The following is a 23,654-nucleotide window of genomic DNA, read 5'->3' as shown; positions in this document are numbered from 1 at the left end:
TCACACCGCGCACAGGTCGAAGGCGGCCCTGGTCAGGAGGAGTCGCAGGTGGGACTCCTGGGCCAGGCTGATGCCGAGCCGGTTGCACATCAGGTGGGTGCAGCGCTCCACGATCAGCTGCGGGACCAGGTGGTTGATGTGCTGGAGCACGTCGGCCGGGGCCTCGAAGTCGGGGTAGGCGTCGAGGCGGCCGAGCAGCTCCAGTTCGACCAGGGTGTCGTTGGCCTCCCGTACGGTCCTGAGCCAGCTGCCGGTCACCGACCCGGCGGGCAGGGCCGTTCCCCTGGTCACGGCCCAGACCGTCTCCAGGGAGGCGCGCAACTGGGCCTTGTTGGCCTCGAAGTGCTTCTCGAAGTCCGGCGATCCCAGCACCTCCGCCGCCGCTCCGCCGCTCTCCACCAGGAACCGCGCCTGGTAGGCGAGTTCGGGCAGGATGCCGGTGAAGACCGTACGGTTGGCGGCCATCATGGCGAAGGCGTCCATGGCGCGCTGCCCCGCGGTCCGGCCGCGGGCGATCAGTTGGAGCGCCAGCACGCTGGACGCCATGAACTGCTTCTCGACGGCCTCCAGGGAGCGGCCGGTGCCGAACGCCCCGGTCTCGGGCACGTAGTCGACGAACGCGACCGAGTTGTCCGGGTGCAGCACCGTGTCGTGGTCGGCCATCCGCTCCAGGGCGGCGAGTTCGGCCGCGGACTCGGCGTAGGCCCGCTCGGTCAGCCCGGAGGTCGACGGCGTCGTCCGGTAGAACTCCGCCGCGGTCTCCTCGACGGCCGAGCGCGCCTCCTGGACGTGCTCCGGCCGGGTCCGCAGCCGCAGCCGCACGTGCGGGCCGCCCTCCCAGTAGCGGAGGAAGAAGAAGCCGTCGACCAGTCCGGCCCGGCCCAGCCGCTCGACGACGGGCTTGACGACACCGGTGATCACGGCGTCCTGGTCGCCGTGGTAGAAGAGGTGGGCGCTGACCCAACGGTGCGCTGAGGTCTCAGACATAAGTGACTCCGGGCTCGTTCAGTTCCACGATGTACTCCGCCACGTGCTCGCCGCGGACCTGGCCGGGGTCCGGCAGCATCTCGCTGATCTGCACGATCGCGTCCGGCTCGGTGAGCCGGCGTTCCAGCCCGAGCAGCAGCAGCATGCTCGCGAAGTCCACGTAGTTCGGTTTGGTGTCGTTCCCCGGCCGCGGGCCGTTCCCGCCCGCCACCAGCGAGGCCGGGTCGAGGACGGTGACGAAGCACCGCTCCGGGATGCCGTGTTCGGCCAGCCAGTCGGCGACCTTCAACATCCAGGCCGCGCCGGTCGCGGCGTCGGCCCGCCGGGGCAGCCGGTCCGCGCGGGTCATCCACATGGCGCGGCGCAGCACCACGTCTCCGACCGTCAACCGGGGCAGGCGCAGGACGCCGTCGTCGGCGCGCGGGTCGGAGGTCATCCTGAGCTCGGTGTGCGCGCCGAACCAGGTGTTGGACTCGCCGAACGCCTCGATCATGAACCGTGCGGCGGGCGGCAGCAGCCGGTCGGCGCCGAGGCCCGGGTGCACCGGGCGGATCCGCCGGCCGAGCCGCCGCGACACCAGCGCGAGCAGCCCGTCGTCGCCGCACTCCACGTGGAGGTCGTTGACCGGCAGCCGGTCGTCGGCCGCGCGCGTGCTGCGGACCCCGGGGTAGTCGACGACCAGTCCGACGCCAGGTCTGCGGACGTTGACGGCGGACCGGGCCACCGCCTCGAACTCGGCGAACAGCACGTCGTCGTGGGACGCCGCCAGGCCCGGTTCGTCCGGGACGTCGGCGCGCAGGTCGAGGACGTCCAGGATCTGCCGCACCCGGTTGCGGCCGCGGCCGAAGCCGCAGGCGATGCTGTTGACCACCAGGGCCGGGCCGTGCTCGGCGTCGGCCAGCTGGCAGTAGACCGCGAGCGAGGTCGGGGTGCGGACCCAGTCCGGCCACTCCTCGGCCAGCTTGCGCACCTCCTCGGGGTCGACCCTGACCACGCCGTCCCGGTCGGGCGTCCGCTCGCCCAGCAGCCGCTTGGCGGCGGTGCGAAGGCGGTACAGCTCGCGCACGGCCGCCACCGGGCTGTCGGCGTCGGCGAACCGGCTGTGCGCCGGACGGGAGCGGCGTCCGGCCGGGCCCGGGGCGGCATCGGCGGACTGCTCGGCCAGGACGTCGCGGTAGAACACCACCAGCGGGACCCGCGCGCCGGCCGGGTACCTGCGCCGGAACCACGAGTCGAGGGTGAGCTTGAACGGCAGGTCGGGGCCGATCAGTCCGAGCAGGGTGCGCACCGCGTCGAGGTCGTCCAGCAGCGGACGCCAGCGCGCGCGGTCCAGCACAGCCGTCGTGCCGGGGTGCACCGCGTTCTCGTAGAAGCTGTACCGGGCGAACTCCTGGGCCAGCTTCGGGCTCTGGACGTGGGCGTGGTCGCCGACCTCGCGCAGCGCGGTGTCCAGCGCGCGGACCACCGTGTCGCGGACGGCGACCCGGTCTGCGGGCTCGGCGACCGCGGGGTAACTCGACAGCGCCTCGGCCATCTCCTGCAAGGTCCGGTCCAGCCGCTCCAGGCCGGGCTGCCGACACCGCTGGAGCCACTCGCGCAGGTCGCCGACCGGGTCCGCGGACTGGTCGGCGAGCGGCGGGACCAGTTCCAGCAGGCCCAGCGTCACCAGGCGGCGCAGGAACGCGTCGACCTGGCGCCCGTCGGCCGCGCGGGCCAGGAGGGTGCCCCGCAGCTCGTCGAAGGTGAGGTCGCCCGTGGTCAGCTCCAGCACCCCGCGCAGGGTCGGGGTGAGCGCGAGGCTGTGCACGTACTCGTCCGGCCGACGGCCCAGGAACAGCAGGGCGCCGTCCTGGACGGTGGCGCTGGGGTTGGTCCGGATCCGGCAGCCGCCGAGCAGCTCGGGGCGTTCGCTGACGGCGCGGGCAATCCGGTGCAGCGATCCGACGCTGACCTCGGTGGAGGTCAGCGAGGCGCTCCGCGGCCCGGCCGGCTCGACGATCTCCCGGCCGGTGCCCCAGGCGGCCAGGCCGCTGCTGGTGAAGGTGGAGTACGGGCTGGTCTTGGAAGCGCAACGGGCCAGGTACTGCGCCAGCCGGAGCACGGTCTGGCGCTGCGGTGGGCGGCCGGTGTCGAACCACTTCCGCAGGGCCAGGAACAGGTCCGGATTGGCGTGCACGAGGCCGAGTTGGAAGGCGGGCAGCCGGGCGGCGGCGAGCAGGGCTTCGTAGCTCGCGGCCCAATCCTGGTCGAGGTGCTCCGGCAGGGCCGCCAGCAGGCGGTCGCGTTCGTCGATCCGTGCCGTCCAGGAGCGGACCGGCTCCGCCAGCTCGGCGGGGACCTCGGCCAGCCGGGCCGGGTCGACGTGGCGGCCGCGGTGCACGGCCCGGCGCACCGCGACCAGCCGGGCCTTGAGCTCGCCGTCCCCGGTGGCGCCGATCGCCGCGTGCAGCAACGTCGACAACTCGTCGGCACCGGCGGCGATCTCGGCGCGCAGTGCCAGCAGGGCGGTGGCGGTGCGCCAGCTCTCCGCGCAGCGCAGTCCGTCCAGTACGGCGACCGGGCTGCCGGCGAGGCGGACCACGGTGGCCGGGCCGGGCAGGTACCGCACCGGCTCGGGGCCGGCCTCCCAGTGTCCGTCCGTCATCTCGTCCGTCGTCCCGTCCGTCACTCCGCCGCCTCCGGCTCCACCGGCACGATCACGCGGCCGCCCGGTCCGGTCCGGGCCAGCAGGATCTGGAAGACCGGGGCGTAGCGCTCCTCAGTCAGTCCGAGCACCGCGCGCACCCCCTCGGCCTGGTAGGCGTTGACGATCCGGCCGGAGAGGCCCTGCGCGGCGGCCGCGACGCAGACCCGGTGGGCGAGCAGGCCCGCCTCCTGGTTGAGCACCCGGTAGCCGCGGTCCCCGAAGGTGTCGAACGCCCAGTCACGGTCGACGACCAGGTGGACGACGGCGTTCATGTGCTGGAAGACCGGTCCGGGGATGGTGACGCGTTCGATCGCGGTGAGGGCGTCCGTGCCGGGGCCCGTCGGGCTTCCCGGGCCGACCGGGTGCAGGGCGCCGGTGGCCGGGTCGAGCCGGTAGCAGCCGGCCGGTACGCCGATGAGGTCGGCGACGGTCAGGTAGACCTCCACCGGCACCGGCGCTCCCGCCGGGACGGCATCGCTGCCGACCCCGGTTCGGGTGCGGGCCAGCCGCGCCCACAGTGCGAGGCCGTCGACCCGCGAAGCGACCGGGCGGAAGATGCCGGGGCCGGAATCACGGCTCCGCAGCACCTGTGCCAGGTCCGGGTCCGGGACCTCGGTCGCGGGCAGGGCCAGCGGCTCGCGGCCCGACCCGGCGGCCACGGCGGGCCGGACGGGCGGGGCCGGCTCGGCGGCGGCGAAGCCCGCGGTGTCGGTGCGGAAGGAGGCGCGGTTGACGGCCGTGAGCCTCGGGCAGGCCCGCGCCACCGCGAGCCCGCTGCGGACCACCTGCGGCTCGATCGGGTCGACGGTCGCGGACAGGGCCGCCGCCGTCTCCGTCTCCGTGCGGCGGGGGTCTCCGGCGCCCGCACCGGCGAGGTGGAGGGGCAGCACCACGAGGGCCGGCTCCTCGTCGGGGTCGAGTCCGAGCAGCTTGTTGACCGGCTCGTCGAGGAACTGGTGGTGCACCCGGGCCCGCAGTCCCATGGCCCGCGCGACCAGGTCGAGGTTGCCGGTGAGCAGCCCGGCCTCCTGGGTGCACAGCCGGTAGGCGTAGTCGCGGTAGATGTAGGCGGCCTTGGCGAACAGTCCGGAGAGCACGAACACGGCCTCCGGCGGCGCGCCGGCGGTTCCGGTCGCCCTGGCCAGCAGCGGCCGGTGGTCCCCTTCGCGCAGCAGCACCAGCGCGTGGTGCGGGGCGTCGTAGTGGTAGACGCCGTCGGCCAGGCACACGTACAGCTGGACGGCGAACAGGCAGCGGGCGGAGGCGACCATCCGGTGGTAGGGCCAGGTCCCGTTGGTGTCGAACTCCTGCCGGGAGATGCCGTAGCCGTAGCGCAGCAGCGTCGACAGCGCCGGGTCGTCGAGCGCCTCGACCGCGCCGAGCACCCCGGGCACCCGGGTGGTCAGGGGGCGTCGGGGCAGACCCCGGTAGATCTTGAACTTCAACGGCTCGTCCGGGTTGGCGTACTCGGACTGCCGGGTCTCCATCGCCTCGGCGAGGTCCTCCAGGCTGACCCGCAGGAACTCCCGCCCCACGCCGGCCTCCTGCGCGGCCGCGGCCCCCTCGGTCATGGTCTCCTCGTCACTCACGGTCGGATCGGTCACGGCCGGATCGGTCACGGCCGCGTCGCTCACGGGAAGGGATGCGGGTGCGGGTTGCGCACCTCGGGCAGCCGGGGCAGTCCGGTCACCCGCCGGGCCGCGTGCCCGAAGGTCATCGGCACCGAGCCCGGTGCCAGCACCTTGACGCATCTGAATCCTCCCGCTGTGTGTTCCATGGAGGTGGTGTCGACGGCGACGACGTCCATCCCGGCCGCCGCGAAGCGCCGGACGGCCTCGTCGAGGTCCGCGCCGATGTCGGTGTGGCTCGGCCACCGCCAGCGTTCGAGCCCCTGCTGCCAGGTCGACGTGACCGGGTCGTCGAGCAGGAAGGCGTACCGGTCGAACGAGCCCGGATCGGCCGCGCAGAGCAGGTGGTCGGCCATCGACACGACCTCGTCCGGGTGCTCGGCCAGGTGCCGGGCCCGCTCGCCCCACCCCGGGTCGAGCGCGAGGACGCCCACGTACTCGACGGTCTGGCTCAGTTCGTGCAGCGCGGCCAGGATCGCCTCCGCCGGGCTCAGTCCGCTGCCGCCGGTCGACACCGCCCTCGGCCGTCCGGTGCCGCTGACGTCCTCGGCGAGCGTCCAGAACGACGGGATCCCGTGCTCCCGGGTGCTGTCGAGGACGTGCACCCGGTAGCCCTGGCGCTCGATCCGCTCGGCCACCAGCGGGATCCGGCGGTCGGGCACCGTGGCGAGGTCGATCCGGGGCAGCGGCGTCCGCCCGTACCAGGCCATCAGGAAGGCGTCGCGTTCGGCGACTTCGAGGATCCCGTGCAGCACGGCCTCCTCGTAGCAGCCCCCGAGCGCGTTGCCGCTGGAGATCTCACTGGCGAACCTGCGCTCCCCGGCGGGCAGCGGCAGGCGGTAGTGGACGAAGCCCTGCGGCACCAGCACCGGTCGGCCTCGGCCGAAGGAGTAGCCCCACACCCAGTCGGTCTCCGCGTCCTCGGTGAACCTCCGGTACGGGAAGTCCGGGAGCTGGAACCGCTCCTCGGGGTACAGGCCGAGCGTGCGGGGGTCGATCGCGGCCTCGGCCACGTCGGCGTAGCCGGCCCGGACCCCGGTCCGCTTGGCGGGCGCGTACGCGGCCAGCCGTTCCAGCGACTCCGCCACCGCGATGGACCACGCGGAGGCGAAGTCGCGGGTGCGGCCGTAGCCGGCCGGTTCCGTGGCGGTGGCGCCGGGCACGGCCAGGACGGCCCCGGTGAACGGGAACGCGTGCTCGGTGTACGAGGTGACCGAGGGGACCAGGCCGCTCCGCTCGTCCACGTAGGCCGCCCGGAGCGCCTCCCGGTCCAGCGGGCGGACCCGGCTGGACCCGGGTGACGGCTTGGGCCGCACCTCGCGGACGGGTTTCGCGCCCTGCTCGGTGTCGGCCACCGGCACCGAACAGGCCGGGCAGTGCGGATCGTCGAGGAAGGCGTGCCGGGACAGCGCCAGCGTGGCGGTGTCGACGGTCCGGAACCGCCGCGCCCCGGAGTGCGCCGAGGCCAGCCCGGCGACGGTATCGGCCAGGAAGCTCGGCAGCTCCCGGTCGGGCGCCCCGACGGCCGCTCCGGCGGCCAGCTCGGCGGCCTGTTCGGCGGAGGCCGCCGCGGTGCGTCGGGTGCGCAGGCACTCCGGGCAGCCCGGTGCCCACGGCCCGACGACCACCTGTCGCGGTTCGCGGAGCACCTGCGGCGGTTCGAGCAGCGCCTGCGGCTGGTCAGCCATGGAGGACCACGGCGCGCACCACGAACGGACACGCGCCGGCCACGGCGGCGTCGTGGTCCAGCGGGACGGCGACCACCCGGCCGCCCTCCCGGGTCAGCCCGGCCACGGCCTCCTCCAGCGTCACCGAGCGGGGCGCCGCGGCCCGCTCCGGCGCGGCGGTTGCGCGCAGGTGCGGGGGCAGCTCGGGCACGGGTGCCGGCGCGTAGGCGGGCTGCTCGGTGGCCCGGGCCTGGTAGGCGAGCAGCGTCCGCTCCAGGCCCTGTTCCAGTGCCGCGGCGACGTCCAGGTCGCTCACGTGGGCGACCGTGCCCGCCGGGGTGGTGAAGGCGAAGGTGGGCAGCCCGAGCAGACCGGACAGGTCGTGGACCTCGAAGGACTCCTCGACGATCGCCAGCAGCTTCCGGTAGCGCTCGGCGCGCGGGGTGAGCTCGGCCGTGTCCAGGTCCAGCAGGGGCAGCGGTCCGGTCGCGGTCGACAGGGCCGCGACCACCGCGTCGTTGGCAGCGGCCACCACGGCGGCGCGCACGGCGGCGGCCCAGTCGTCGCCGGAGGCCACGGTCCGCGCGGGGAAGACCTGCGCGGCGTCCACCGCGACCGGCTCGCCGGTCAGCACGTCCAGGCCGTGCAGCCGGTCGCCCTTGCGGGCGTCGACCATGACGGCCGCGTAGCGCTCGAACGCCCGCCGGACGGCGCGTTGGCGCGACTCGACCACGGTCTCGCCGCAGCCGTGGACGGCGAACGGGCCGCCGGCCAGGCCGACCGGGTCCGAGACCACGACCTCGCTGACGAACAGCGGCAGTTGCTCGTGGTCGCGCTCGGTGACCTCGGCCAGGACGCCGGTCCGGGGGTCGACGAAGTCGACCGCGCGCCGGGCCAGTTCCTCGTCGCCGACGGGCGCCGCGGTCGTCAGGGCGGCCAGCCGGGCCGGGTCGTCCGGCACCACGGGCCGGGCGAGCGGGTGCGGCAGGAACGCGTGCTTCGAGGTCTCCAGGCTCTCCAGGTCGAACCGGACCAGGTGGTCGGACCGCCGGCCGGCGTCGGCACCGGTGCCACCGTCGATGCCGGTGAGATGGCGGAACGCCGCGAAACAGAGCTGGTTGGCGACCAGCGCGACGGTGGGGCCGCGCAGGAACCCGCTCGGGGCCACCTCCGGGTGGTCCCGCAGATCCGCGCCGACCAGGTCGGGTGCGAGCGCGGACAGTCGACGCCACGCGGACTCCCAGGCGGTGGGATCACCGTTCCCCGCGATCACCGGGCCGATCCACGCCTCGTCCCCCGCCACGACGGTCTGGGCGAACGCGGCACCCGCGGCGACCGCGGCCCCGGGGAGCCGGCGGGCACGCTCGACCATGGGCCGGTCGGCGACGTGCAGCACCATGGTGGCGTCGGCGGCCAGCAGGTCGAGGCGCTCGACGTCCGCCTCCAGGTCGACGATCCGCTGCTCCGGGTCCAGCGCCCGGGACGCCTCCAGGTGCTCCTGGACGCGGTCGCGGTCGAACGGCGACTCACCGAACGGAGCGAGCGGGACGGTCCGCACACCCGCGCGCAGCTGGGAGTTGGCCAGCGCCTGCAGCAGCGGGCCGGAGCCGGTCAGCACCACGGGGCCGTCGCGGTAGGTCTCGAAGCGCAGTTCGGGTGAGTCGGTGAAGTACTCGATGAAGGAGATGTTGGCCGCGTAGGTGGCGGCCAGCTCGCCGGACAGGGTGTGCGGACGGTCGTCCAGCACGTTCTTGACGTACCCCTTGGCGAGCAGCAGCATGATCATCTTCGCCACCGCGGCACGGCTGGACTCCGGTACGACGGCGCACAGTTCGCCGAGCGTCCTGGTGCCGTCCAGCATCGGCGCGATCCGCTGGACGAACTCGTAGGTCGAGGCGCCCTTCAGAATCGACCCGCCCAGGTTGCTGCGGATGTACGCACCCTCCGGAACGCGCATGACGTAGACGTCCCCGCGCAGTCGTGGCCGTACCCGCTCGACATCGACTCCCATGACCACCGCTTCTTCACTCACTCATTGATGACTGGCCAGCAGGAAGGACCGAGAGCCACCCGGTCCTCTTTGATGAACACGCACCGGCTAGAGCACATGTGCCAGGAGATCAGCACCGGATCAGGTGCAGGAGCAGCACGGGCAACAGCAGCAGCAGCTGCTCGCCCCGCCGGACGCGGACAGCTCGGTCAGGCCGTAGCCGGCGGTCACCGAAGCGGGGACCACCTCGCCCAGGTCCACCAGCTCGAAGGCGCTCTCGTCCAGCACCAGGTCGAAGTCCTCCATGTCGTTCACCTCCTTCGTGGGTCTCGTGCGGAACACCTCTCCCGCGGCGTCGTGCACCGGATCAGGTGCAGGAGCAGCACGGGCAGCAACAGCAGCAGCTGCTCTGGCCGCCGGACGCGGACAGCTCGGTCAGGCCGTAGCCGGCGGTCACCGAAGCGGGGACCACCTCGCCCAGGTCCACCAGCTCGAAGGCGCTCTCGTCCAGCACCAGGTCGAAGTCCTCCATGTCGTTCACCTCCTTTCCCGTCGTCGGGCCGGTGCGACCCCACCCACATCGGGAGCCGGCACCGGCGGTCAGAGTGCTTTCACCTCCGGCAGCACCTGGTCGCAGAAGAGCTCCAGGGTCTGCCGAGCTTCGGGGAGCGGCATCGCGCCGAAATCGATCTGCCAGAGGATCTGGTCGACGCCGCCGATGTGGTCGTTGAAAGCACGGATGCGGTCGATGACGGTGGCCGGAGATCCGACTATCGCGCCGCCTTCGGTGTAGAGCTTTTCGGGCCGCAGATTGCGCAGCATCCAGCCGAATCCGGAATAGCCGCGATAGGCGGAGGATTCCCGCCGGTCCCACGGGTTCACGGCCTCCGCCCACACGTCCAGATAGCGCCGCAGATAGGTCTCGGCGATCTCGGTCGCGCGCTCGTCGGTCTCCGCGACCACCAGGGGCAGGCTGGCCGCGACCCGGGGCCGCAGCCCGGAGCCGCCGTGCGCCGCCCGGAAGGCGTCGCGGTAGAGGGTCAGCTGGGCGCGGAACTCGTGGGGCGAGATCATCGGCGTGATCAGGAGCCCCAGCCCTTCGGTGCCCAGCCAGGTGAAGCTCTCCGGTGTGCGCACCGCGGCCCCCCACATCGGCGGGTGCGGCTGCTGGGTGGGCCGGGGCAGTCCGGTCACGTCGCGGTAGGAGAAGAACGGTGTCTCCTCGCTGACCTTCTCCTCGGTCCAGATCCGCCGGACCGCCCGGATGGTCTCGCGGTACCGGTCGACGCTCTCGTCCATGTCGACGCCGAGCGCGTCGAACTCGTCCGGCAGGTACGCCCGGGCGAATCCCACGTCGAGCCGGCCGCCGCTGATCGCGTCCACCTGCGCGGCCTCCGCCGCCAGCTGGATCGGGTGGTGGAAGACCGGGAGGACGCAGCCGGTGATGAGCCTGACCGAGCTCGTCCGGGCGGCGACCGCGGAGAGGAAACCCAGCGGGCTGGGGCAGTAGCCGCCGTAGTGGTGGAGGTAGTGCTCGGTCATCTTCACCGAATCCAGACCGCCCGCCTCCGCCCGGACCGACAACTCCAGCGCGTCGCTGAAATAGTCCTGCGGAGATTTCGTCTCCGGCGTGCAGTCCGGAAGAAATGAAAGCCCGAAGCGCACCGATACCACACTCCCTTTAACAGCCGGATTTTCACCGGATGAATCTCGGGGGTTCGTCACCCGAGCACTCCGGGCCCAGTCGGCACGCCACCGGGTGTTTCGCCGCTGACGCTACATCGGGCCATCAGGACCGTCAATAACGACCGGCATTCCGGACCGTAACTCAAATTAAGCTCAAATCTTCCCGGTATCCCCGGAGATACCTACGGTCCTGGGAGTGCGTTATTGACGCCGGTGCAATGCGCTGGAAATGTTGGCAGCCGCCGGCATCCCGTACAGCCGGGCATTGCGCCGGGGCGGACGACGGCGGAGACGGAACCCGGGCGATGTCGCGCATGCGGGTGTCACGGCGCTGTGAGCGATCACGAGGAGCGTGCGCGAGGCGCCGCGGCCACGTGCGAACTGTCCGAGCTTGCCCTACTTCGCCGGGAAGTGCAGTCATGACCTCCACCATCGACTCCCACCACGTCACCGACGGCGCGGCCGACGCCGGCCGGCGGCCGGCACCGGTGCCCGAGCGGCGGAAGACCGTCCAGCTCGTCGAGTTCACCGCGATGCAGGGGGTCCGGTACAGCGTCACCCTCGGGTACCTCAAGGCGACGGCGACCGCCGACCCCGCCCTCGACGCGGCCTGCGACTTCCGGATCAGCGTGCGCGAGCAGAGCGGTGGCGAGCAGGCCACCAAGGAACTTCTCGACACCTGGGACGAGCCGTTCGCCGTCGCTCTCACCGTGTTCTTCTGGAACCGCGCCCAGTCCCTGGAGCTGGCCCGCCAGGTCAAGGAGCGCTGGCCGGACTGCCGCGTCGTGGTCGGGGGCAACGACGTCAGCTACCAGCAGGAGCCGCTGTTCGCCGAGGCGCCCTGGCTGGACGTGCTGGTGCACGGTGAGGGCGAACTGCGCTTCCGCGACCTGCTGCACGCCTTCCTGACCGACGGGGACCTCGCCGCGATCCCCGGCATCAGCCACTGGCGGGACGGAACCGTCGTCACCAATCCGGACGCGGACCGCATCACCGACCTCGACCAGGTCGTCTCGCCGATCCTCACCCCGGTGTACTCCGACGAGGAGATCACCGGCTCGTCCATGATCGTCTACGAGACCAACCGGGGCTGCCCCTACGGGTGCGCGTTCTGCTACTGGGGCGGGGCGACCAACTCCAAGGTCCGCCAGTTCGACCTGGAGCGGATCTTCGCCGAACTGGACCGGCTGATCCGGCTGATGCCCCAGGACGCCACGCTGTTCATCGCGGACGCCAACTTCGGCATCCTCGGCCGCGACCGGCAGATCGCCGAGCACATCGTGGAGCTCAGCCGGCGCCACGGGAAGCGGCTGATCGTCAGCACCAACTGGGCGAAGAACGGCAACGAGCGCATCGTGGAGATCGCGAGCATGCTGCACGCCGCCGAGCTGACCGGCGCGATCACGCTCTCCGCGCAGTCCTTCGACGCGAACGTGCTCAAGATCGCCAACCGCGCCAACATCCGCACCGACCACTACCGCCGGCTGCTGGCCCGCTTCCGCGAACTCGACGTGCCCACCTACACCGACCTGATCTGGGGCCTGCCCGGCGAAACCTTCGACTCCTACCTCGACGGGATCGAGGAGGTGCTGACCGCGGGCGGATCCCCGGTGATCTACCCACTGCTGCTGCTGAACAACACCGACTACTCGCGCGAGGCCTTCAAGGACGAGCAGGGGCTGCGGACCCGCTGGATGCCCGCCGACATCACCAATCCCGAACTCATCGCCGACGTGGTCGTCGAGCACGGCTCGATGACCGCCGAGGAGTGGGTGCGGGGCATGGAGTTCCGGGTCTCCATGACGCTGTTCCAGAAGATCCTGCTGCGCTGCGCGCTCCGGGTGCTCCACACGACTACCGGCGTCCGCATGGTCGAACTGTGCCGGCAGCTGTGGTCGTTCCTCCTGGACGACTGCGCCGACCCGTTCCTGCGCGCCGTCGCCCGCGACGTCGCCGCCGTCTACCGGGACCCGTCCAGCCTGGACATGGGACTGCTGAGGACGGTCATCGGCGACCAGGTCGTCGTACCCGAGGAGGTGCACTACCAGGCGCTGCTGTGCCGCGCGGTGCGCTCCGAACGCGCCACCGCGGACCTGCTCGGCGCGGCCGTCGACCACCTGTCCACCTGGCTGGCCGACTCCGGCTTCGAGGTCGACCGCGTGCTGGTCGACAGCGCGTTGAGCCTCGACATCGCGGCGACGACGATCCTGCGCGCCAGCCTGCGCGGCGACCTCGCCGAGGCCTCGTTCGCCGTCCCGCGCCGGGGCTGGGAGCTGCTCGTCGAGGCCGGCGACGTGCCGTCGAGCCTCGACGCCGGCGGGCAGGGGGACGTCGTCCGCGGCACGGTGTGGGCGCCGCCGCGCTGGGTCGACTACCCGATCAGCGTCTACGCGCTGTCCATCTGGCACGGCACCGGGCGACCCTTGTACGACCTGCTGTTCGCGCTCCCGGACGGGCTCCCGGACGGCCTGCCGGACGGGCTGCCCGCAGCCGCGTGACCGCTCTGCGGTGACCGGAGTTCGTCACTTCCCGGTAAGGGCCCGCGGGATTGACAGCCCTTCACTGACACGAACATGATGGTCACATCACGTGCATCACGCACCTTGCGCACATCACGCGCATCACACGCATCACGCACAACTTGGGGCACCCGCACCCCGCCCGAGGCCGCCGCCGTGCCCCGTGAACGTTGGGGGATCATGACCACCGAACACCCCGTCCAGTGCTCCGACATACGCCGTTCGATTCTCGACCAGATCACCGACAAGTGGTCGATGACGGTCCTGGCGGTCCTTGACGAGCCCAGGCGGTTCAACGAGATCAAACGCCGCGTCGACGGCGTCACCCAGCGGGTCCTGACCCAGACCCTGCGCCGGCTGGAGCGCAACGGGATGATCATGCGCCAGGTCCTGCCGACCTCTCCGGTCGGAGTCGAGTACTCCCTCACTCCGCTCGGCGTGTCCCTGCGGGAGCCGTTCAACCGCTTGTGCGCCTGGACCGCCGCCAATTCGGAGGAGATCCGGGCACACCAACTGGAGTACGACCGGCGCGCGCACCATTTCCTGGACCAGAAGGCCACCGTGCCACGACAGTTGGAGGAGGCGGAACACGCCTGACGCAGCGTGCGGCGTGGTGCCCTGCCCACCGGCGGACGGCGCCGCGACGGCGGGGCGAGGTGCCGGGCGCCCGCCTCCGGCATAGCGTGACCCACGGCGCCCCGCTCACCCCGGGCGGCGGTGCGCGAGACCGCAACCCCGGCTCCCTGGAGGTCGACTCATGCGCGCGGTGACCTACGACTCGTACGCCCCGGACAACTCCCGGCTCGAGTACGGCGAGGTGCCCGACCCGAAGGTCGGCCCCGGCCAGGTACTGATCGAGGTCCGGGCGGCCTCCGTCAACCCGGTCGACTGGAAGGTCATGGCGGGCGGCCTGGACGGCATGATGGACACGGTCTTCCCCGTCATCCCCGGCTGGGACGTGGCCGGGGTGGTCACCCGCACCGGCCCGGACACCCCCGAGTTCTCCCCCGGGGACGAGGTGATGGCCTACGCCCGCAAGGACGCGGTGCAGGCCGGCACCTTCGCCGAGTACGTCGCGGTCGCCGCACCCGCGGTGGCGCGCAAGCCCGCCGGGCTCGACTGGGCGCAGGCGGCCGGGCTGCCGCTGGCCGGGCTCACCGCCCTGCGCAGCCTGGACCGGCTCGCGGTCGGCCCCGCCGACGTGCTCCTGGTGCACGGCGCCGCGGGCGGCGTGGGCAGCCTCGCGGTGCAGCTCGGCCGCGACCGCGGGGCCCGGGTGATCGGCACCGCCTCGGAGCGCAACCACGCGTACCTGCGCGAGCTGGGCGCCGAACCGGTGGCGTACGGCGACGGCCTGGTCGAGCGGGTGCGCGCGCTGGTGCCCGGCGGTGCGACGGCCGTCGCGGACTTCGTCGGCGGCCAGCTGGACACCACCCTGGCCGTGCTCGCCGACGGCGGGCGGCACGTCTCGATCGCCGACCCGGGAGTGACGCAGCACGGCGGCCACTGGATCTGGGTGCGCCCGGACGGCGCGAAGCTCGCCGAACTCGCCGCGGCGGTCGACCGCGGCGCGCTCACCGTGGAGGTCGCCGGGACCTTCCCGCTGGAGCGGACGGGCGAGGCCTTCGACGCCAGCCGCACCGGGCGCACCCGCGGAAAGCTGGTCGTCGTGCCGTGACCCCCGCCCGCCGCGGCCGGGAGCACGGGCCGCGGGGGCCCGGCCCACCCTGGTGCGGAGCGCCGGCCTCACCCGTCCGGCGTACCCGGGCGCCCGGACGGAGGCACGCGTGGAGACGGCCGCCGAGCAGGACGCGCCCACCGCCGCGCCGGGCGCGCACCGTCGACCCGCCGCAACCGCCCCGCCCCGCCCCTGCCGGACGACAGGATGGCTTGCCGATGCGCATCGCGCTGTTCATCACCTGCTTCAACGACACCATGTTCCCCGGGACCGGCCGCGCCGTGCTGACCGTCCTCGAACGGCTCGGCCACACCGTGGAGTTCCCGCAGGAGCAGACCTGCTGCGGGCAGCTGCACATCAACACCGGCTACCGTACGGACGCCGTTCCGCTGGTGGCCCGGTTCACCCGCACCTTCGCCGACTACGACGCGGTGGTCACCCCGTCCGCGTCCTGCGCCGGGCTGGTCCGGGAGCACCACCCCGAGCTCGCCGCGCAGTACAGCACCCCGGAACTGCACCGACAGGTCTCCGAACTGGCGCCCCGGGTCCACGAGTTCACCGAGTTCCTGACCGACGTCCTCGGCGTCGAGGACGTCGGTGCCCGCTTCCCGCACCGCGTCACCTACCACCCCACCTGCCACTCCTTGCGCGGACTGCGCCTCGGCGACCGGCCACAGCGGCTGCTGCGCGCCGTCGAGGGGCTCGACCTGGTCGAGCTCCCGGCCGCCGACTCCTGCTGCGGCTTCGGCGGCACCTTCGCCGTCAAGAACGCCGCGACCTCCGGCGCGATGCTCGCCGACAAGGTCGGGGCGGTGCGGGAGACGGGAGCCGAGGTGCTGTGCACGGTCGACAACTCCTGTCTGATGCACATCGGCGGCGGGCTGTCCCGGCAGGCCGCCGGGGTGCGGACCATGCACCTGGCCGAGATCCTGGCCGCGACCGAAGGCGGACGCCCGTGACCGCCCCCGGCGACCGCGGAGTGGTCTGGCTGGGCTCGCCGTCCTTCCCCGACGCCGCCCGCGAGGCCCTGGGGAACACCCGGCAGCGCGCCAACCTGAAACACGCCACGACCGTCATTCGCGACAAACGCCTCGCCGTCGCCTCGGAGTTGGACGACTGGGAGGAGTTGCGCACCGCCGCCGACGCGATCAAGACCCGGACGCTGCGTCACCTCGACCACCACCTGGTGCGACTGGAGGAGTCGGTCACCGCGGCCGGCGGGACCGTCCACTGGGCCGCCGACGCCGCCGAGGCCAACCGGATCGTCACCGAACTGGTGCGGGCCACCGGCGGCAGTGACGATGAAAAGCTTGAGGTCGTCAAGGTCAAGTCCATGGCGACCCAGGAGATCGGCCTCAACGAGGCGCTGGCCGAGGCCGGCATCACCGCCTACGAGACCGACCTCGCCGAGCTCATCGTCCAGCTCGGCGACGACCGCCCCTCGCACATCCTGGTCCCGGCGATCCACCGCAACCGGACCGAGATCCGTGACCTGTTCGCCGAGCGGATGGGCGAGTGGGGGCAGCCGGCCCCCGAGGGGCTGAGCGACGAGCCCGCCGAACTCGCCGAGGCCGCCCGCCGGCACCTGCGGGAGAAGTTCCTGCGCGCCAAGGTCGCCGTCTCCGGTGCCAACTTCGCGGTCGCCGACACCGGCACGGTCGTCGTGGTGGAGTCCGAGGGCAACGGCCGGATGTGCCTCACCCTGCCCGAGACCCTGATCACCGTGATGGGCATCGAGAAGGTCGTCCCCACCTGGGCGGACCTGGAGGTGTTCCTCCAGCTGCTCCCGCGCTCCTCCACCGGCGAGCGGATGAACCCGTACACCTCCACCTGGAGCGGCACCACGGAGGCCGACGGCCCGCAGGACTTCCATCTCGTCCTGCTCGACAACGGCCGCACCGACACCCTGGCCGACACCGTCGGCCGGCAGGCCCTGGCCTGCATCCGCTGCTCCGCCTGCCTCAACGTCTGCCCGGTCTTCGAGCGGACGGGCGGGCACGCCTACGGCTCGGTCTACCCCGGGCCGATCGGCGCCGTGCTCACCCCGCAGCTCGTCGGTGTCCGCAGTGACATCAAAAGCAGTGCGGCCTCCCTTCCCTTCGCCTCCACCCTGTGCGGGGCCTGCTACGACGCCTGCCCGGTGAAGATCGACATCCCGAAGCTGCTGGTGCACCTGCGGGCCGAGGTCGTCGAGGCCGAGCGCGGAGCCGGCGGCCTGCCCACCGGTGAGGCGCTGGCGATGAAGGCGGCCGCCGCCGTCCTCGGCTCCCCCGCACTGCTGGGCGCCGCCCAGAAGGCGGCCTCGCTCGGCGGCCGGGCGCTGGCCCGCAACGGCCGGATCGGCCGGCTGCCCGGCCCGTTCAGCGGCTGGTCCGCCGACCGGGACACCCCTGCGCCGCCCGCCGAGTCGTTCCGCGCCTGGTGGCGCAAGAACCGGGAGGGAAAGTGACGACCACCCGAGAGGCCGTGCTCGGACGCATCCGCGCCGCGCTCGCCGACGTCCCCACGGACGAGGGCCCGCAGGACGTGCCCGTCCCGCGCGACTACCGGCGCGGTCACACCGCCGACGGCCAGGACCTGGTGGCCCTGTTCGCCGAGCGGGTCGCCGACTACCGCGCCACCGTCACCCGGACTGCCCCGGCCGGGCTGCCCGGGGCGATCGCCGCCGCCCTCACCGCGCGCGGCGCTACCCGCCTGGCGGTGCCCGACGGCTTCCCGGACGACCTCCTGCCGTCCGGCGGCTGGGAGTGGCACCGGGAGCCGCTGGACGTCCCCGCGCTGGACGCCCTCGACGGCGCCGTCACGCTGGCCGCCGTCGGCATCGCCGTCACCGGCACCGTCGTCCTGGACACCGGCCCGGGGCAGGGCCGGCGCGCCCTGACCCTCGTCCCCGACTACCACCTGTGCGTGGTCCGGGCCGAGCAGATCGTCGACGACGTCCCCGGGGCGCTCGCCCGCCTCGACCCGCACCTGCCGCTGACCTTCATCTCCGGCCCGTCCGCGACCAGCGACATCGAACTCACCCGGGTCGAAGGCGTGCACGGGCCCCGGACCCTGGTCGTGATCATCGTCGACGACCTGGAGGTCCACCGCAGGATCGTGCCCGGCTCGAACAACGCCGGGCACTCCTGGCAACCTCCCGGAGGTCAACACTGACGTGCCGTCGGGCCCGGGCGGATCCGCTCGGGCCCCCTCGGCTCAGGCGCCGACCAGCGCCTTCTCCTCGACCGGGAATCCCGGAGCCGCCGGGGCGGCGTCCTTCCGCATCCCCTTGAGCAGGACGACCACCGCCGTGGTGACCACCGTGCCCGCCGCGACCGCGAGCAGGTACAGGAACGGGCTGCCGATCAGCGGCAGCACCCAGATCCCGCCGTGCGGCGCGCGCAGGGTGGAGCCGAAGGCCATCACCAGGCCGCCGGCCGTCATGCTGCCGACGATGTTCGCCGGGATGACCCGCAGCGGGTCCGCCGCGGCGAACGGGATCGCGCCCTCGGTGATGAACGAGGCGCCGAGCACCCAGGCCGCCTTGCCGTTCTCCCGCTCCTCGGGGGTGAACAGCCTGCGCCGGACGACGGTGGCCAGGGCCATGCCCAGCGGCGGGGTCATGCCGGCGGCCATCACCGCGGCCATCACCTTGAGGCTGCCGGCGTCCGGGGTGGTGCCCGCGGTGGTGAGCGCACCGGCCGCGAAGGTGTAGGCGACCTTGTTGAGCGGGCCGCCCATGTCGAAGGCCATCATCGCGCCGAGCAGCACGCCGAGCAGGATCGCGTTGGAGCCGGAGAGGCCGTTCAGCCAGTCGGTCAGGCCGTTCATCGCCGAGGCGATCGGCGAGCCGACCAGCACGAACATCAGGAAGCCGACCGCCGCCACCGACAGCAGCGGGATCACCACCACCGGCATGATGCCCCTGATCGCGCGCGGCACGTTCCAGCGGATCATCCACAGCACCAGGAAGCCCGCGGCCAGGCCGGAGACGATGCCGCCGAGGAAGCCCGCACCGACCGCCACCGAGACGGCGCCGCCCGCGATGCCGGCGGCCAGGGCCGCCCGGTCCGCGATCCCCCAGGCGATGTACCCGGAGAGGATCGGGACGAGGAAACCGAAGGAGGTCTTGCCGGTCTGGAACAGCATCGCCGCCCAGCTGTGCGAGGAGGTCCAGTCGAAGTGGCCCAGCACGGACGGCGCGGAGGCGATCTGGTACCCGCCGACGGCGAAGGCGAGGGCGATCAGCAGACCGCCCGCCGCGACGAACGGGATCATGTAACTGACGCCCGTCATCAGGTACTTGCGCAGCCGCTGGGCCCAGTGCTCGCCGGTCGGCGCGCTCGCCGCGGTGACCGGGGCGGCACTCGCTCCGCTGCCGGCCTCGGCGACCAGCCCGGCAGCCTGCGCGATCAGGTCGTCGGCGCGGTTGACGCCGGCCTTCACACCCACGTCGACGGTCGGCTTGCCGGCGAAGCGCGCGCGGTCCCGGACCTCGACGTCATGGGCGAGGATCACGGCGTCGGCGGCCGCGATCACCTCGGGGGCCAGCACCGTCGTCCCGGCCGACCCCTGGGTCTCGACCTGGATCTGCACGCCCGCCCGGGCGGCGGCCAGTTCGAGGGCCTTGGCGGCCATGTAGGTGTGGGCGATGCCGGTCGGGCAGGAGGTCACCGCGACGAGCCGCAGCCCGCCGCCGGCGACGTCCGCCTCCGGGGCGGCGGCCGTCTCCGGATCGACCGCCGCAACGGGAGCGGCAGCCGGTGCCTCCTCCCCGTTGACCAGGGCCGCGACCGCGGCCGGGCTCTCGGCCTCGCGCAGGGCGCCGGTGAACGCCGGGTCCATCAGCCGACCGGCCAGCGCGGCGAGGATCCGCAGGTGGGTGTCGTCCGCGCCGGCGGGTGCCGCGATCATGAAGACCAGGTCGGCGGGCCGACCGTCCGCGGCGTCGAAGTCCACGCCCCTGGTGCTCCGGCCGAAGGCCAGGCTGGGCCGCGTGACGTGGGGTGATCTGCAGTGCGGGATGCCGATCCCGTCGCCCATCCCGGTGGGGGCCTGGGCCTCGCGGGCGGCCACGTCGGCGAGGAAGCCGTCGAGGTCGGTCACCCGGCCCTCGGCGACCAGGCGCTGGGCGAGGGAGCGCAGCGCCTCGCTCTTGTCCGCGGGGGCGAGGTGGAGGTCAACGAGTGCGGGTGTGATCAGTCCGCTGGTGTCGCTCATCGTGTCGGTCCTTCGACTGGTGCCTGACAGTGTTCCCTTGCCCCCGGGAATGTCCGCCGTGCCCGTCCCACACGGTCCGGCGGGGTGCCTCCGGCAGGAGGCGGTGCTCAGCCGCGGAGCGGCCGTTCGAGCGGGAGGTCCGCCGTCACGACCACGGCGGCCGGGTCCAGATCGGCCGGGGTCGGCATGACGCTCCCCGGCAGTTGTACGGCGGCGGCGCCGTGCGCCAGGGCCGCCGCCAGTGCCTCAGGGCCGGTGCCGCCGGCTCCGAGGAAGCCCGCGAGCGAGGCGTCGCCCGCTCCCACGTCGCTGCGGACGGCGGCGACCGGCGCGCTGCCGTACCAGCTGCCCTCCTCGGCGATCAGCAGCATCCCGTCCGCACCGAGGCTGGCGAGGACCTGCTGGGCGCCGCGCTCGCGCAGTTGCCCCGCTGCCGCCACGGCGTCGCCGACGGTGGCGACCGGGCGGCCCACGGCCTCGGCGAGTTCCTCGCGGTTCGGCTTGACCACGTCGGGGCGGGCCGGGAGCGCGGCGAGCAGTGCGGGGCCGGAGGTGTCCAGGGCGATCCGGGCGCCGCCCGAGTGCACCTGCGCGACCAGGTCCGCGTACCACCCGGGCCGGAGGCCGCGCGGCAGACTGCCGCAGCAGGCCAGCCAGTCGACGCCGTCGCCGGTGCCCCGTCCGGCCTGCTGGGTGTCGCGGACGAGGGCGAGCAGTGCGGCCGACTCGGCGGCGCTGAGCTCGGGGCCGACCGCGTTGATCTTCGTGAGGCCGCCGCCGTCCTCGGCGATCGAGACGTTGATCCGGGTGTCGCCCGCGATGGTGACCGCCGCGACGTCGATGCCCTGGCGGCGCAGCAGGTCGCGGAGCAGTCCGCCGGACGGGCCGCCGAGCGGCAGGACCGCCGTCGTCCGGTGGCCCGCGGCGGTGAGCGCACGGGAGACGTTGACGCCCTTGCCGCCGGGGTCGAGCCGGTCCTGCCCGGCCCGGTTGACCTCGCCCACGGCGAGCGTTCCCAGCTCGTAGGTGCGGTCGAGACTGGGGTTGGGGGTGATGGTGACGATCATGCGCGGATGACTTCCGGTCCGTGGTTCTCGATCTGGGCGGTCTGCTCGTCGGTCAGTCCGGTGTCCGTGACCAGCACGTCGACCTGCTCCAGCGAGCCGAACCGGGCGAAGTGGCGGGCGCCGTACTTGGAGGAGTCGGCCACCAGGACGACGCGTCGCGCACCGGCGAGCATGGCCCGCTTGACGGCGGCCTCGGCGAGGTCGGGCGTCGACAGTGCGCCCTCCGGGGAGAAGCCGTTGGTGGCGACCACCGCGACGTCCGCGTGGACGTCGGCCAGGTCGCGCAGCGCCCAGGCGTCGACGGCGGCCTGGGTGCGGTGGCGCAGCCGCCCGCCGACGAGGTGCAGGGCGAGCGAAGGGTGGTCGGCCAGCCGGGCCGCGACCGGGAGGGCGTTGGTGACGACGGTGAGGGCGCAGTCCAGGGGCAGCAGTCCGGCCAGCCGGGAGACGGTCGTCCCGGCGTCCAGGATCACGCTGCCCTCGGTGGGCAGCAGGGCCAGCGCCGCCCTGGCGATGCGCTCCTTCTCGGCGGCGGCCGTGGAGTCCCGTTCGGCCAGGCCGGGTTCCAGGTGCAGGGCACCGACGGGCAGTGCGCCGCCGTGCACCCGGTGCAGCAGGCCGGCCTTGTCCAGGGCGCTCAGGTCACGCCGGATGGTCTCCTGGGTGACACCGAAGTCCTCGGCCAAGGTCGGCACGTCCACCCGGCCCCGCTCCTGGGCGAGGTGGAGGATCTGTTGCTGCCGCTCGGGTGCGTACATGTGGGATTGGGTCCGTTTCATGTCCGTTTACGCCTGGTGAAGCCCGACCATACGCGCTTCGGACGGAAATGCAAGGGGCCGCTCCGCCTCTCGCCGTCTCTCGTCGCCTCTCGTCGCCTCCCGTTCGGTCCGTGACGTACGCCCGAATGTGTTGACATCTGCTCGCAACCGGGCGTAGAACCAACCGAAACAACACGCCAACGGGCGTGAAACCAAAGACCGCCTGGCCCCCGCGACCGCCCCCGTACCGCGGGGGGCCGGGCACCACCGGGCCCGGATCCCACCCGGGCCGACCGTCGTCCCCTCCTTCTCCCCCTCTCCCCAAGGACTCCCATGCACTCGACCCAGGTCACCGTCGGCTCCAGCAGCGGCCTGCACGCCCGCCCGGCGTCACTGTTCGTCCAGGCCGCCACCGCCCGGCAGCCGGTCAAGGTCACCGTCGGACGCCCGGGCCAGACCCCCGTCGACGCCCGCAGCCTGCTCTCGGTGCTCGCCCTGGCCGCCCGCTCCGGCGACGTCCTGGAGCTCACCGCCTCCGGCGACGGGGCCGAGGACGCCCTCCGGGCTCTCGCCGACCTGCTCGCCTCCGACCTCGACGCGGCGGCCTGACCGCCCCCGCCGGAAGGTGCCCGCCCGGCGCCGGGCGGGCACCGGGCCGGGCTCCCCCGTGAGCCCTGCGGCCCCGGCCCAGCGGCACCGGCCCAGCGGCACCGGCCCTGCGCCTACTTGACCTCGACCCGTCCGACCGGGTCGGGGCCGGTTGCCAGCGCCTCGCACGCGGCCTGCCAGGCCCCGTCACCCGGCGCGAGCCGGCTGCGGAGGTAGGCGGCGGTGAGCCGTCCGAGGGCAGCGACCCGCCCGGGATTCTCGTCGGTGGTCTCGGCGGCGTCGTACCCGGCGATCCCGCCGAGTCCGTGCCCCGCGTCGAACAGGGTGAGCAGGTCCTTGGGGCCGGGGGCGAGGGTGTAGGGGTCGGCGTGCCAGTCCGGTCCCATGTCGGTGAAGTGCCGCGAGTCGTCCTTGTCGCCCGCGACGACCAGCGCGGGAGCGGTCATGGTGGAGAAGTCGACGGATCCGATGACGGGCCACTGCTCGGCCATCGGCCCGTTGAAGACGTCGCCGCCCCTGCCGGGCGCGGCGAGCAGGACGCCCGCCTTGATCCGCGGTTCGGCCAGCTGCACCACGTTCCCGGTGACGGGGTCGTTGAGTCCGGCGCCCAGCAGGAGGGCCGCTGTGAAGCCGCCGAGCGAGTGCCCGGCGAGGGCGACCTTGGTGCGGTCGATCCGTCCCGCGAGCTGCGGCACGGTGCGCTCGATCTGGTCGAGCCGGTCGAGGACGTGGGTCATGTCCTCGGCGCGGGAGCGCCAGAAGTCCGGTGCGCCGGGGGCGTCGGCGACCAGGTGGCTCAGCGTCCGGGAGGTGAGGTGGGTGGGCTGGATGACGACGAAGCCCTGCTCCGCCCAGGCGTTGGCGAGCGGCGCGTAGCCGTGCAGCGAGGACAGGTGGTGCGAGGGGCCGTGGCCGTGGGAGAGCAGGATGACGGGCAGGCCGCTTCCGGTCCCGGGCGCGGAGACGCGCACCTGGAGGTCCACCGGCCGCCCGGGCACGGACAGGACCACCGGGCTGTACGACAGGACCGGGACGGGTGCGGTGCGGGTGGTTGCGCTCATGCTGAGCAGTGCTCCTTCTGCGATGGGCGTCGCCCTGCGACGGGTGTAGCCCTGCGATGGGTGTCGCCGCGGTCGGCCCAGGCCGGGCGGCGGCAGGCAGGCAGGCAGGGGTTCAG

General features: G+C 73.2%; 19 protein-coding genes. 7 read left to right on the top strand and 12 right to left on the bottom strand.

Features of this window, described 5'->3' with window-relative positions:
• The 8 genes from ACFY2K_RS17465 to ACFY2K_RS17430 form a co-directional block, all read right to left on the bottom strand.
• A complete protein-coding gene (locus tag ACFY2K_RS17465; RefSeq protein WP_380523052.1) occupies nucleotides 1-987 on the bottom strand; it encodes a thiopeptide-type bacteriocin biosynthesis protein in 987 nt (328 codons plus the stop codon).
• Entirely contained in the window at nucleotides 980-3,631 is a 2,652-nt protein-coding gene (locus ACFY2K_RS17460) for a lantibiotic dehydratase (RefSeq protein ID WP_387712229.1), read from the bottom strand. Before ACFY2K_RS17460 ends, ACFY2K_RS17465 begins: the two co-directional genes overlap by 8 nt.
• A gap of 20 nt (nucleotides 3,632-3,651) precedes the next feature.
• Nucleotides 3,652-5,277: a SagB family peptide dehydrogenase gene (locus ACFY2K_RS17455; protein WP_387712226.1), complete on the bottom strand. Its 1,626-nt coding sequence runs from the start codon at nucleotides 5,275-5,277 to the stop codon at nucleotides 3,652-3,654.
• Nucleotides 5,278-5,303: 26 nt separating this feature from the next.
• Complete coding sequence (locus ACFY2K_RS17450) at nucleotides 5,304-6,989, bottom strand: TOMM precursor leader peptide-binding protein (RefSeq protein WP_380589231.1); 1,686 nt, start codon at nucleotides 6,987-6,989, stop codon at nucleotides 5,304-5,306.
• On the bottom strand, nucleotides 6,982-8,979 hold the full coding sequence (locus ACFY2K_RS17445; protein ID WP_387712223.1) for a hypothetical protein: 1,998 nt from the start codon (nucleotides 8,977-8,979) through the stop codon (nucleotides 6,982-6,984). The genes ACFY2K_RS17450 and ACFY2K_RS17445 overlap by 8 nt, the downstream gene beginning before the upstream one ends.
• A 120-nt stretch (nucleotides 8,980-9,099) precedes the next feature.
• Nucleotides 9,100-9,264, bottom strand: a complete 165-nt coding sequence (locus ACFY2K_RS17440; protein ID WP_375891032.1) for a thiomuracin/GE37468 family thiazolyl RiPP peptide — start codon at nucleotides 9,262-9,264, stop codon at nucleotides 9,100-9,102.
• Between the two features lie 61 nt (nucleotides 9,265-9,325).
• Nucleotides 9,326-9,490: a thiomuracin/GE37468 family thiazolyl RiPP peptide gene (locus ACFY2K_RS17435; RefSeq protein WP_380523047.1), complete on the bottom strand. Its 165-nt coding sequence runs from the start codon at nucleotides 9,488-9,490 to the stop codon at nucleotides 9,326-9,328.
• Nucleotides 9,491-9,558: 68 nt separating this feature from the next.
• Complete coding sequence (locus ACFY2K_RS17430) at nucleotides 9,559-10,683, bottom strand: LLM class flavin-dependent oxidoreductase (RefSeq protein WP_380523046.1); 1,125 nt, start codon at nucleotides 10,681-10,683, stop codon at nucleotides 9,559-9,561.
• Nucleotides 10,684-11,063: 380 nt separating this feature from the next.
• On the opposite strand from ACFY2K_RS17430, the gene ACFY2K_RS17425 reads away from it, so the two are divergent.
• The 6 genes from ACFY2K_RS17425 (at nucleotide 11,064) to ACFY2K_RS17400 (ending at nucleotide 17,997) form a co-directional block, all read left to right on the top strand.
• Nucleotides 11,064-13,142, top strand: coding sequence for a radical SAM protein (locus ACFY2K_RS17425; RefSeq protein WP_380642000.1), 2,079 nt, complete (start codon nucleotides 11,064-11,066; stop codon nucleotides 13,140-13,142).
• A 201-nt stretch (nucleotides 13,143-13,343) separates the two neighbouring features.
• A complete protein-coding gene (locus ACFY2K_RS17420; RefSeq protein WP_375891027.1) occupies nucleotides 13,344-13,760 on the top strand; it encodes a winged helix-turn-helix transcriptional regulator in 417 nt (138 codons plus the stop codon).
• Between the two features lie 160 nt (nucleotides 13,761-13,920).
• A complete protein-coding gene (locus tag ACFY2K_RS17415; protein ID WP_380523044.1) occupies nucleotides 13,921-14,841 on the top strand; it encodes an NADP-dependent oxidoreductase in 921 nt (306 codons plus the stop codon).
• Nucleotides 14,842-15,059: 218 nt separating this feature from the next.
• Nucleotides 15,060-15,800 (top strand): (Fe-S)-binding protein, encoded by a 741-nt coding sequence (locus tag ACFY2K_RS17410; protein WP_387712217.1) that lies wholly within the window; start codon nucleotides 15,060-15,062, stop codon nucleotides 15,798-15,800.
• Entirely contained in the window at nucleotides 15,797-17,290 is a 1,494-nt protein-coding gene (locus ACFY2K_RS17405; protein WP_387712214.1) for a lactate utilization protein B, read from the top strand. Before ACFY2K_RS17410 ends, ACFY2K_RS17405 begins: the two co-directional genes overlap by 4 nt.
• Nucleotides 17,287-17,997, top strand: a complete 711-nt coding sequence (locus ACFY2K_RS17400) for a lactate utilization protein C (RefSeq protein WP_380523042.1) — start codon at nucleotides 17,287-17,289, stop codon at nucleotides 17,995-17,997. Before ACFY2K_RS17405 ends, ACFY2K_RS17400 begins: the two co-directional genes overlap by 4 nt.
• Nucleotides 17,998-18,039: 42 nt before the next feature.
• Here ACFY2K_RS17400 and ACFY2K_RS17395 read toward each other — a convergent pair whose 3' ends face one another.
• The 3 genes from ACFY2K_RS17395 to ACFY2K_RS17385 all read right to left on the bottom strand — a co-directional run bounded on the left by ACFY2K_RS17395 (nucleotide 18,040) and on the right by ACFY2K_RS17385 (nucleotide 21,868).
• Nucleotides 18,040-20,043, bottom strand: coding sequence for a fructose-specific PTS transporter subunit EIIC (locus ACFY2K_RS17395; protein ID WP_380642007.1), 2,004 nt, complete (start codon nucleotides 20,041-20,043; stop codon nucleotides 18,040-18,042).
• A gap of 107 nt (nucleotides 20,044-20,150) precedes the next feature.
• On the bottom strand, nucleotides 20,151-21,110 hold the full coding sequence (pfkB, locus tag ACFY2K_RS17390; RefSeq protein WP_375891018.1) for a 1-phosphofructokinase: 960 nt from the start codon (nucleotides 21,108-21,110) through the stop codon (nucleotides 20,151-20,153).
• The gene (locus ACFY2K_RS17385) at nucleotides 21,107-21,868 is read right to left on the bottom strand and encodes a DeoR/GlpR family DNA-binding transcription regulator (RefSeq protein WP_380642010.1); all 762 of its coding nucleotides are present in this window, start codon (nucleotides 21,866-21,868) and stop codon (nucleotides 21,107-21,109) included. The genes pfkB and ACFY2K_RS17385 overlap by 4 nt, the downstream gene beginning before the upstream one ends.
• A gap of 333 nt (nucleotides 21,869-22,201) precedes the next feature.
• Between ACFY2K_RS17385 and ACFY2K_RS17380 the strand changes: the two genes are divergently transcribed.
• Nucleotides 22,202-22,477 carry an HPr family phosphocarrier protein gene (locus tag ACFY2K_RS17380; RefSeq protein ID WP_380405335.1) on the top strand — a complete coding sequence of 92 codons (276 nt, stop codon included), beginning with the start codon at nucleotides 22,202-22,204 and terminating at the stop codon, nucleotides 22,475-22,477.
• Nucleotides 22,478-22,590: 113 nt separating this feature from the next.
• On the opposite strand, the gene ACFY2K_RS17375 is transcribed toward ACFY2K_RS17380, so the two are convergent.
• On the bottom strand, nucleotides 22,591-23,538 hold the full coding sequence (locus ACFY2K_RS17375; RefSeq protein ID WP_387712209.1) for an alpha/beta hydrolase family protein: 948 nt from the start codon (nucleotides 23,536-23,538) through the stop codon (nucleotides 22,591-22,593).
• Between the last annotated feature and the right edge of the window lie 116 nt (nucleotides 23,539-23,654).

The organism is Kitasatospora sp. NPDC001309, assembly GCF_042896295.1.
In the GTDB taxonomy this organism is placed as follows: Bacteria; Actinomycetota; Actinomycetes; order Streptomycetales; family Streptomycetaceae; genus Kitasatospora.
Note: the sequence above shows the minus strand (reverse complement) of the source record. Positions and strands in the feature narration are given on the sequence as shown.

What these genes read in the sequence shown, in the direction of transcription:
- ACFY2K_RS17380 (WP_380405335.1), top strand. Translation starts at nt 22,202, where the DNA reads ATGCACTCGACCCAGGTCACCGTCGGCTCCAGCAGCGGCCTGCACGCC.
- ACFY2K_RS17450 (WP_380589231.1), bottom strand. Translation starts at nt 6,989, where the DNA reads ATGGCTGACCAGCCGCAGGCGCTGCTCGAACCGCCGCAGGTGCTCCGC.
- ACFY2K_RS17375 (WP_387712209.1), bottom strand. Translation starts at nt 23,538, where the DNA reads ATGAGCGCAACCACCCGCACCGCACCCGTCCCGGTCCTGTCGTACAGC.
- pfkB (WP_375891018.1), bottom strand. Translation starts at nt 21,110, where the DNA reads ATGATCGTCACCATCACCCCCAACCCCAGTCTCGACCGCACCTACGAG.
- ACFY2K_RS17465 (WP_380523052.1), bottom strand. Translation starts at nt 987, where the DNA reads ATGTCTGAGACCTCAGCGCACCGTTGGGTCAGCGCCCACCTCTTCTAC.
- ACFY2K_RS17440 (WP_375891032.1), bottom strand. Translation starts at nt 9,264, where the DNA reads ATGGAGGACTTCGACCTGGTGCTGGACGAGAGCGCCTTCGAGCTGGTG.
- ACFY2K_RS17445 (WP_387712223.1), bottom strand. Translation starts at nt 8,979, where the DNA reads ATGGGAGTCGATGTCGAGCGGGTACGGCCACGACTGCGCGGGGACGTC.
- ACFY2K_RS17460 (WP_387712229.1), bottom strand. Translation starts at nt 3,631, where the DNA reads ATGACGGACGGACACTGGGAGGCCGGCCCCGAGCCGGTGCGGTACCTG.
- ACFY2K_RS17395 (WP_380642007.1), bottom strand. Translation starts at nt 20,043, where the DNA reads ATGAGCGACACCAGCGGACTGATCACACCCGCACTCGTTGACCTCCAC.
- ACFY2K_RS17420 (WP_375891027.1), top strand. Translation starts at nt 13,344, where the DNA reads ATGACCACCGAACACCCCGTCCAGTGCTCCGACATACGCCGTTCGATT.
- ACFY2K_RS17415 (WP_380523044.1), top strand. Translation starts at nt 13,921, where the DNA reads ATGCGCGCGGTGACCTACGACTCGTACGCCCCGGACAACTCCCGGCTC.
- ACFY2K_RS17435 (WP_380523047.1), bottom strand. Translation starts at nt 9,490, where the DNA reads ATGGAGGACTTCGACCTGGTGCTGGACGAGAGCGCCTTCGAGCTGGTG.
- ACFY2K_RS17410 (WP_387712217.1), top strand. Translation starts at nt 15,060, where the DNA reads ATGCGCATCGCGCTGTTCATCACCTGCTTCAACGACACCATGTTCCCC.
- ACFY2K_RS17385 (WP_380642010.1), bottom strand. Translation starts at nt 21,868, where the DNA reads ATGTACGCACCCGAGCGGCAGCAACAGATCCTCCACCTCGCCCAGGAG.
- ACFY2K_RS17425 (WP_380642000.1), top strand. Translation starts at nt 11,064, where the DNA reads ATGACCTCCACCATCGACTCCCACCACGTCACCGACGGCGCGGCCGAC.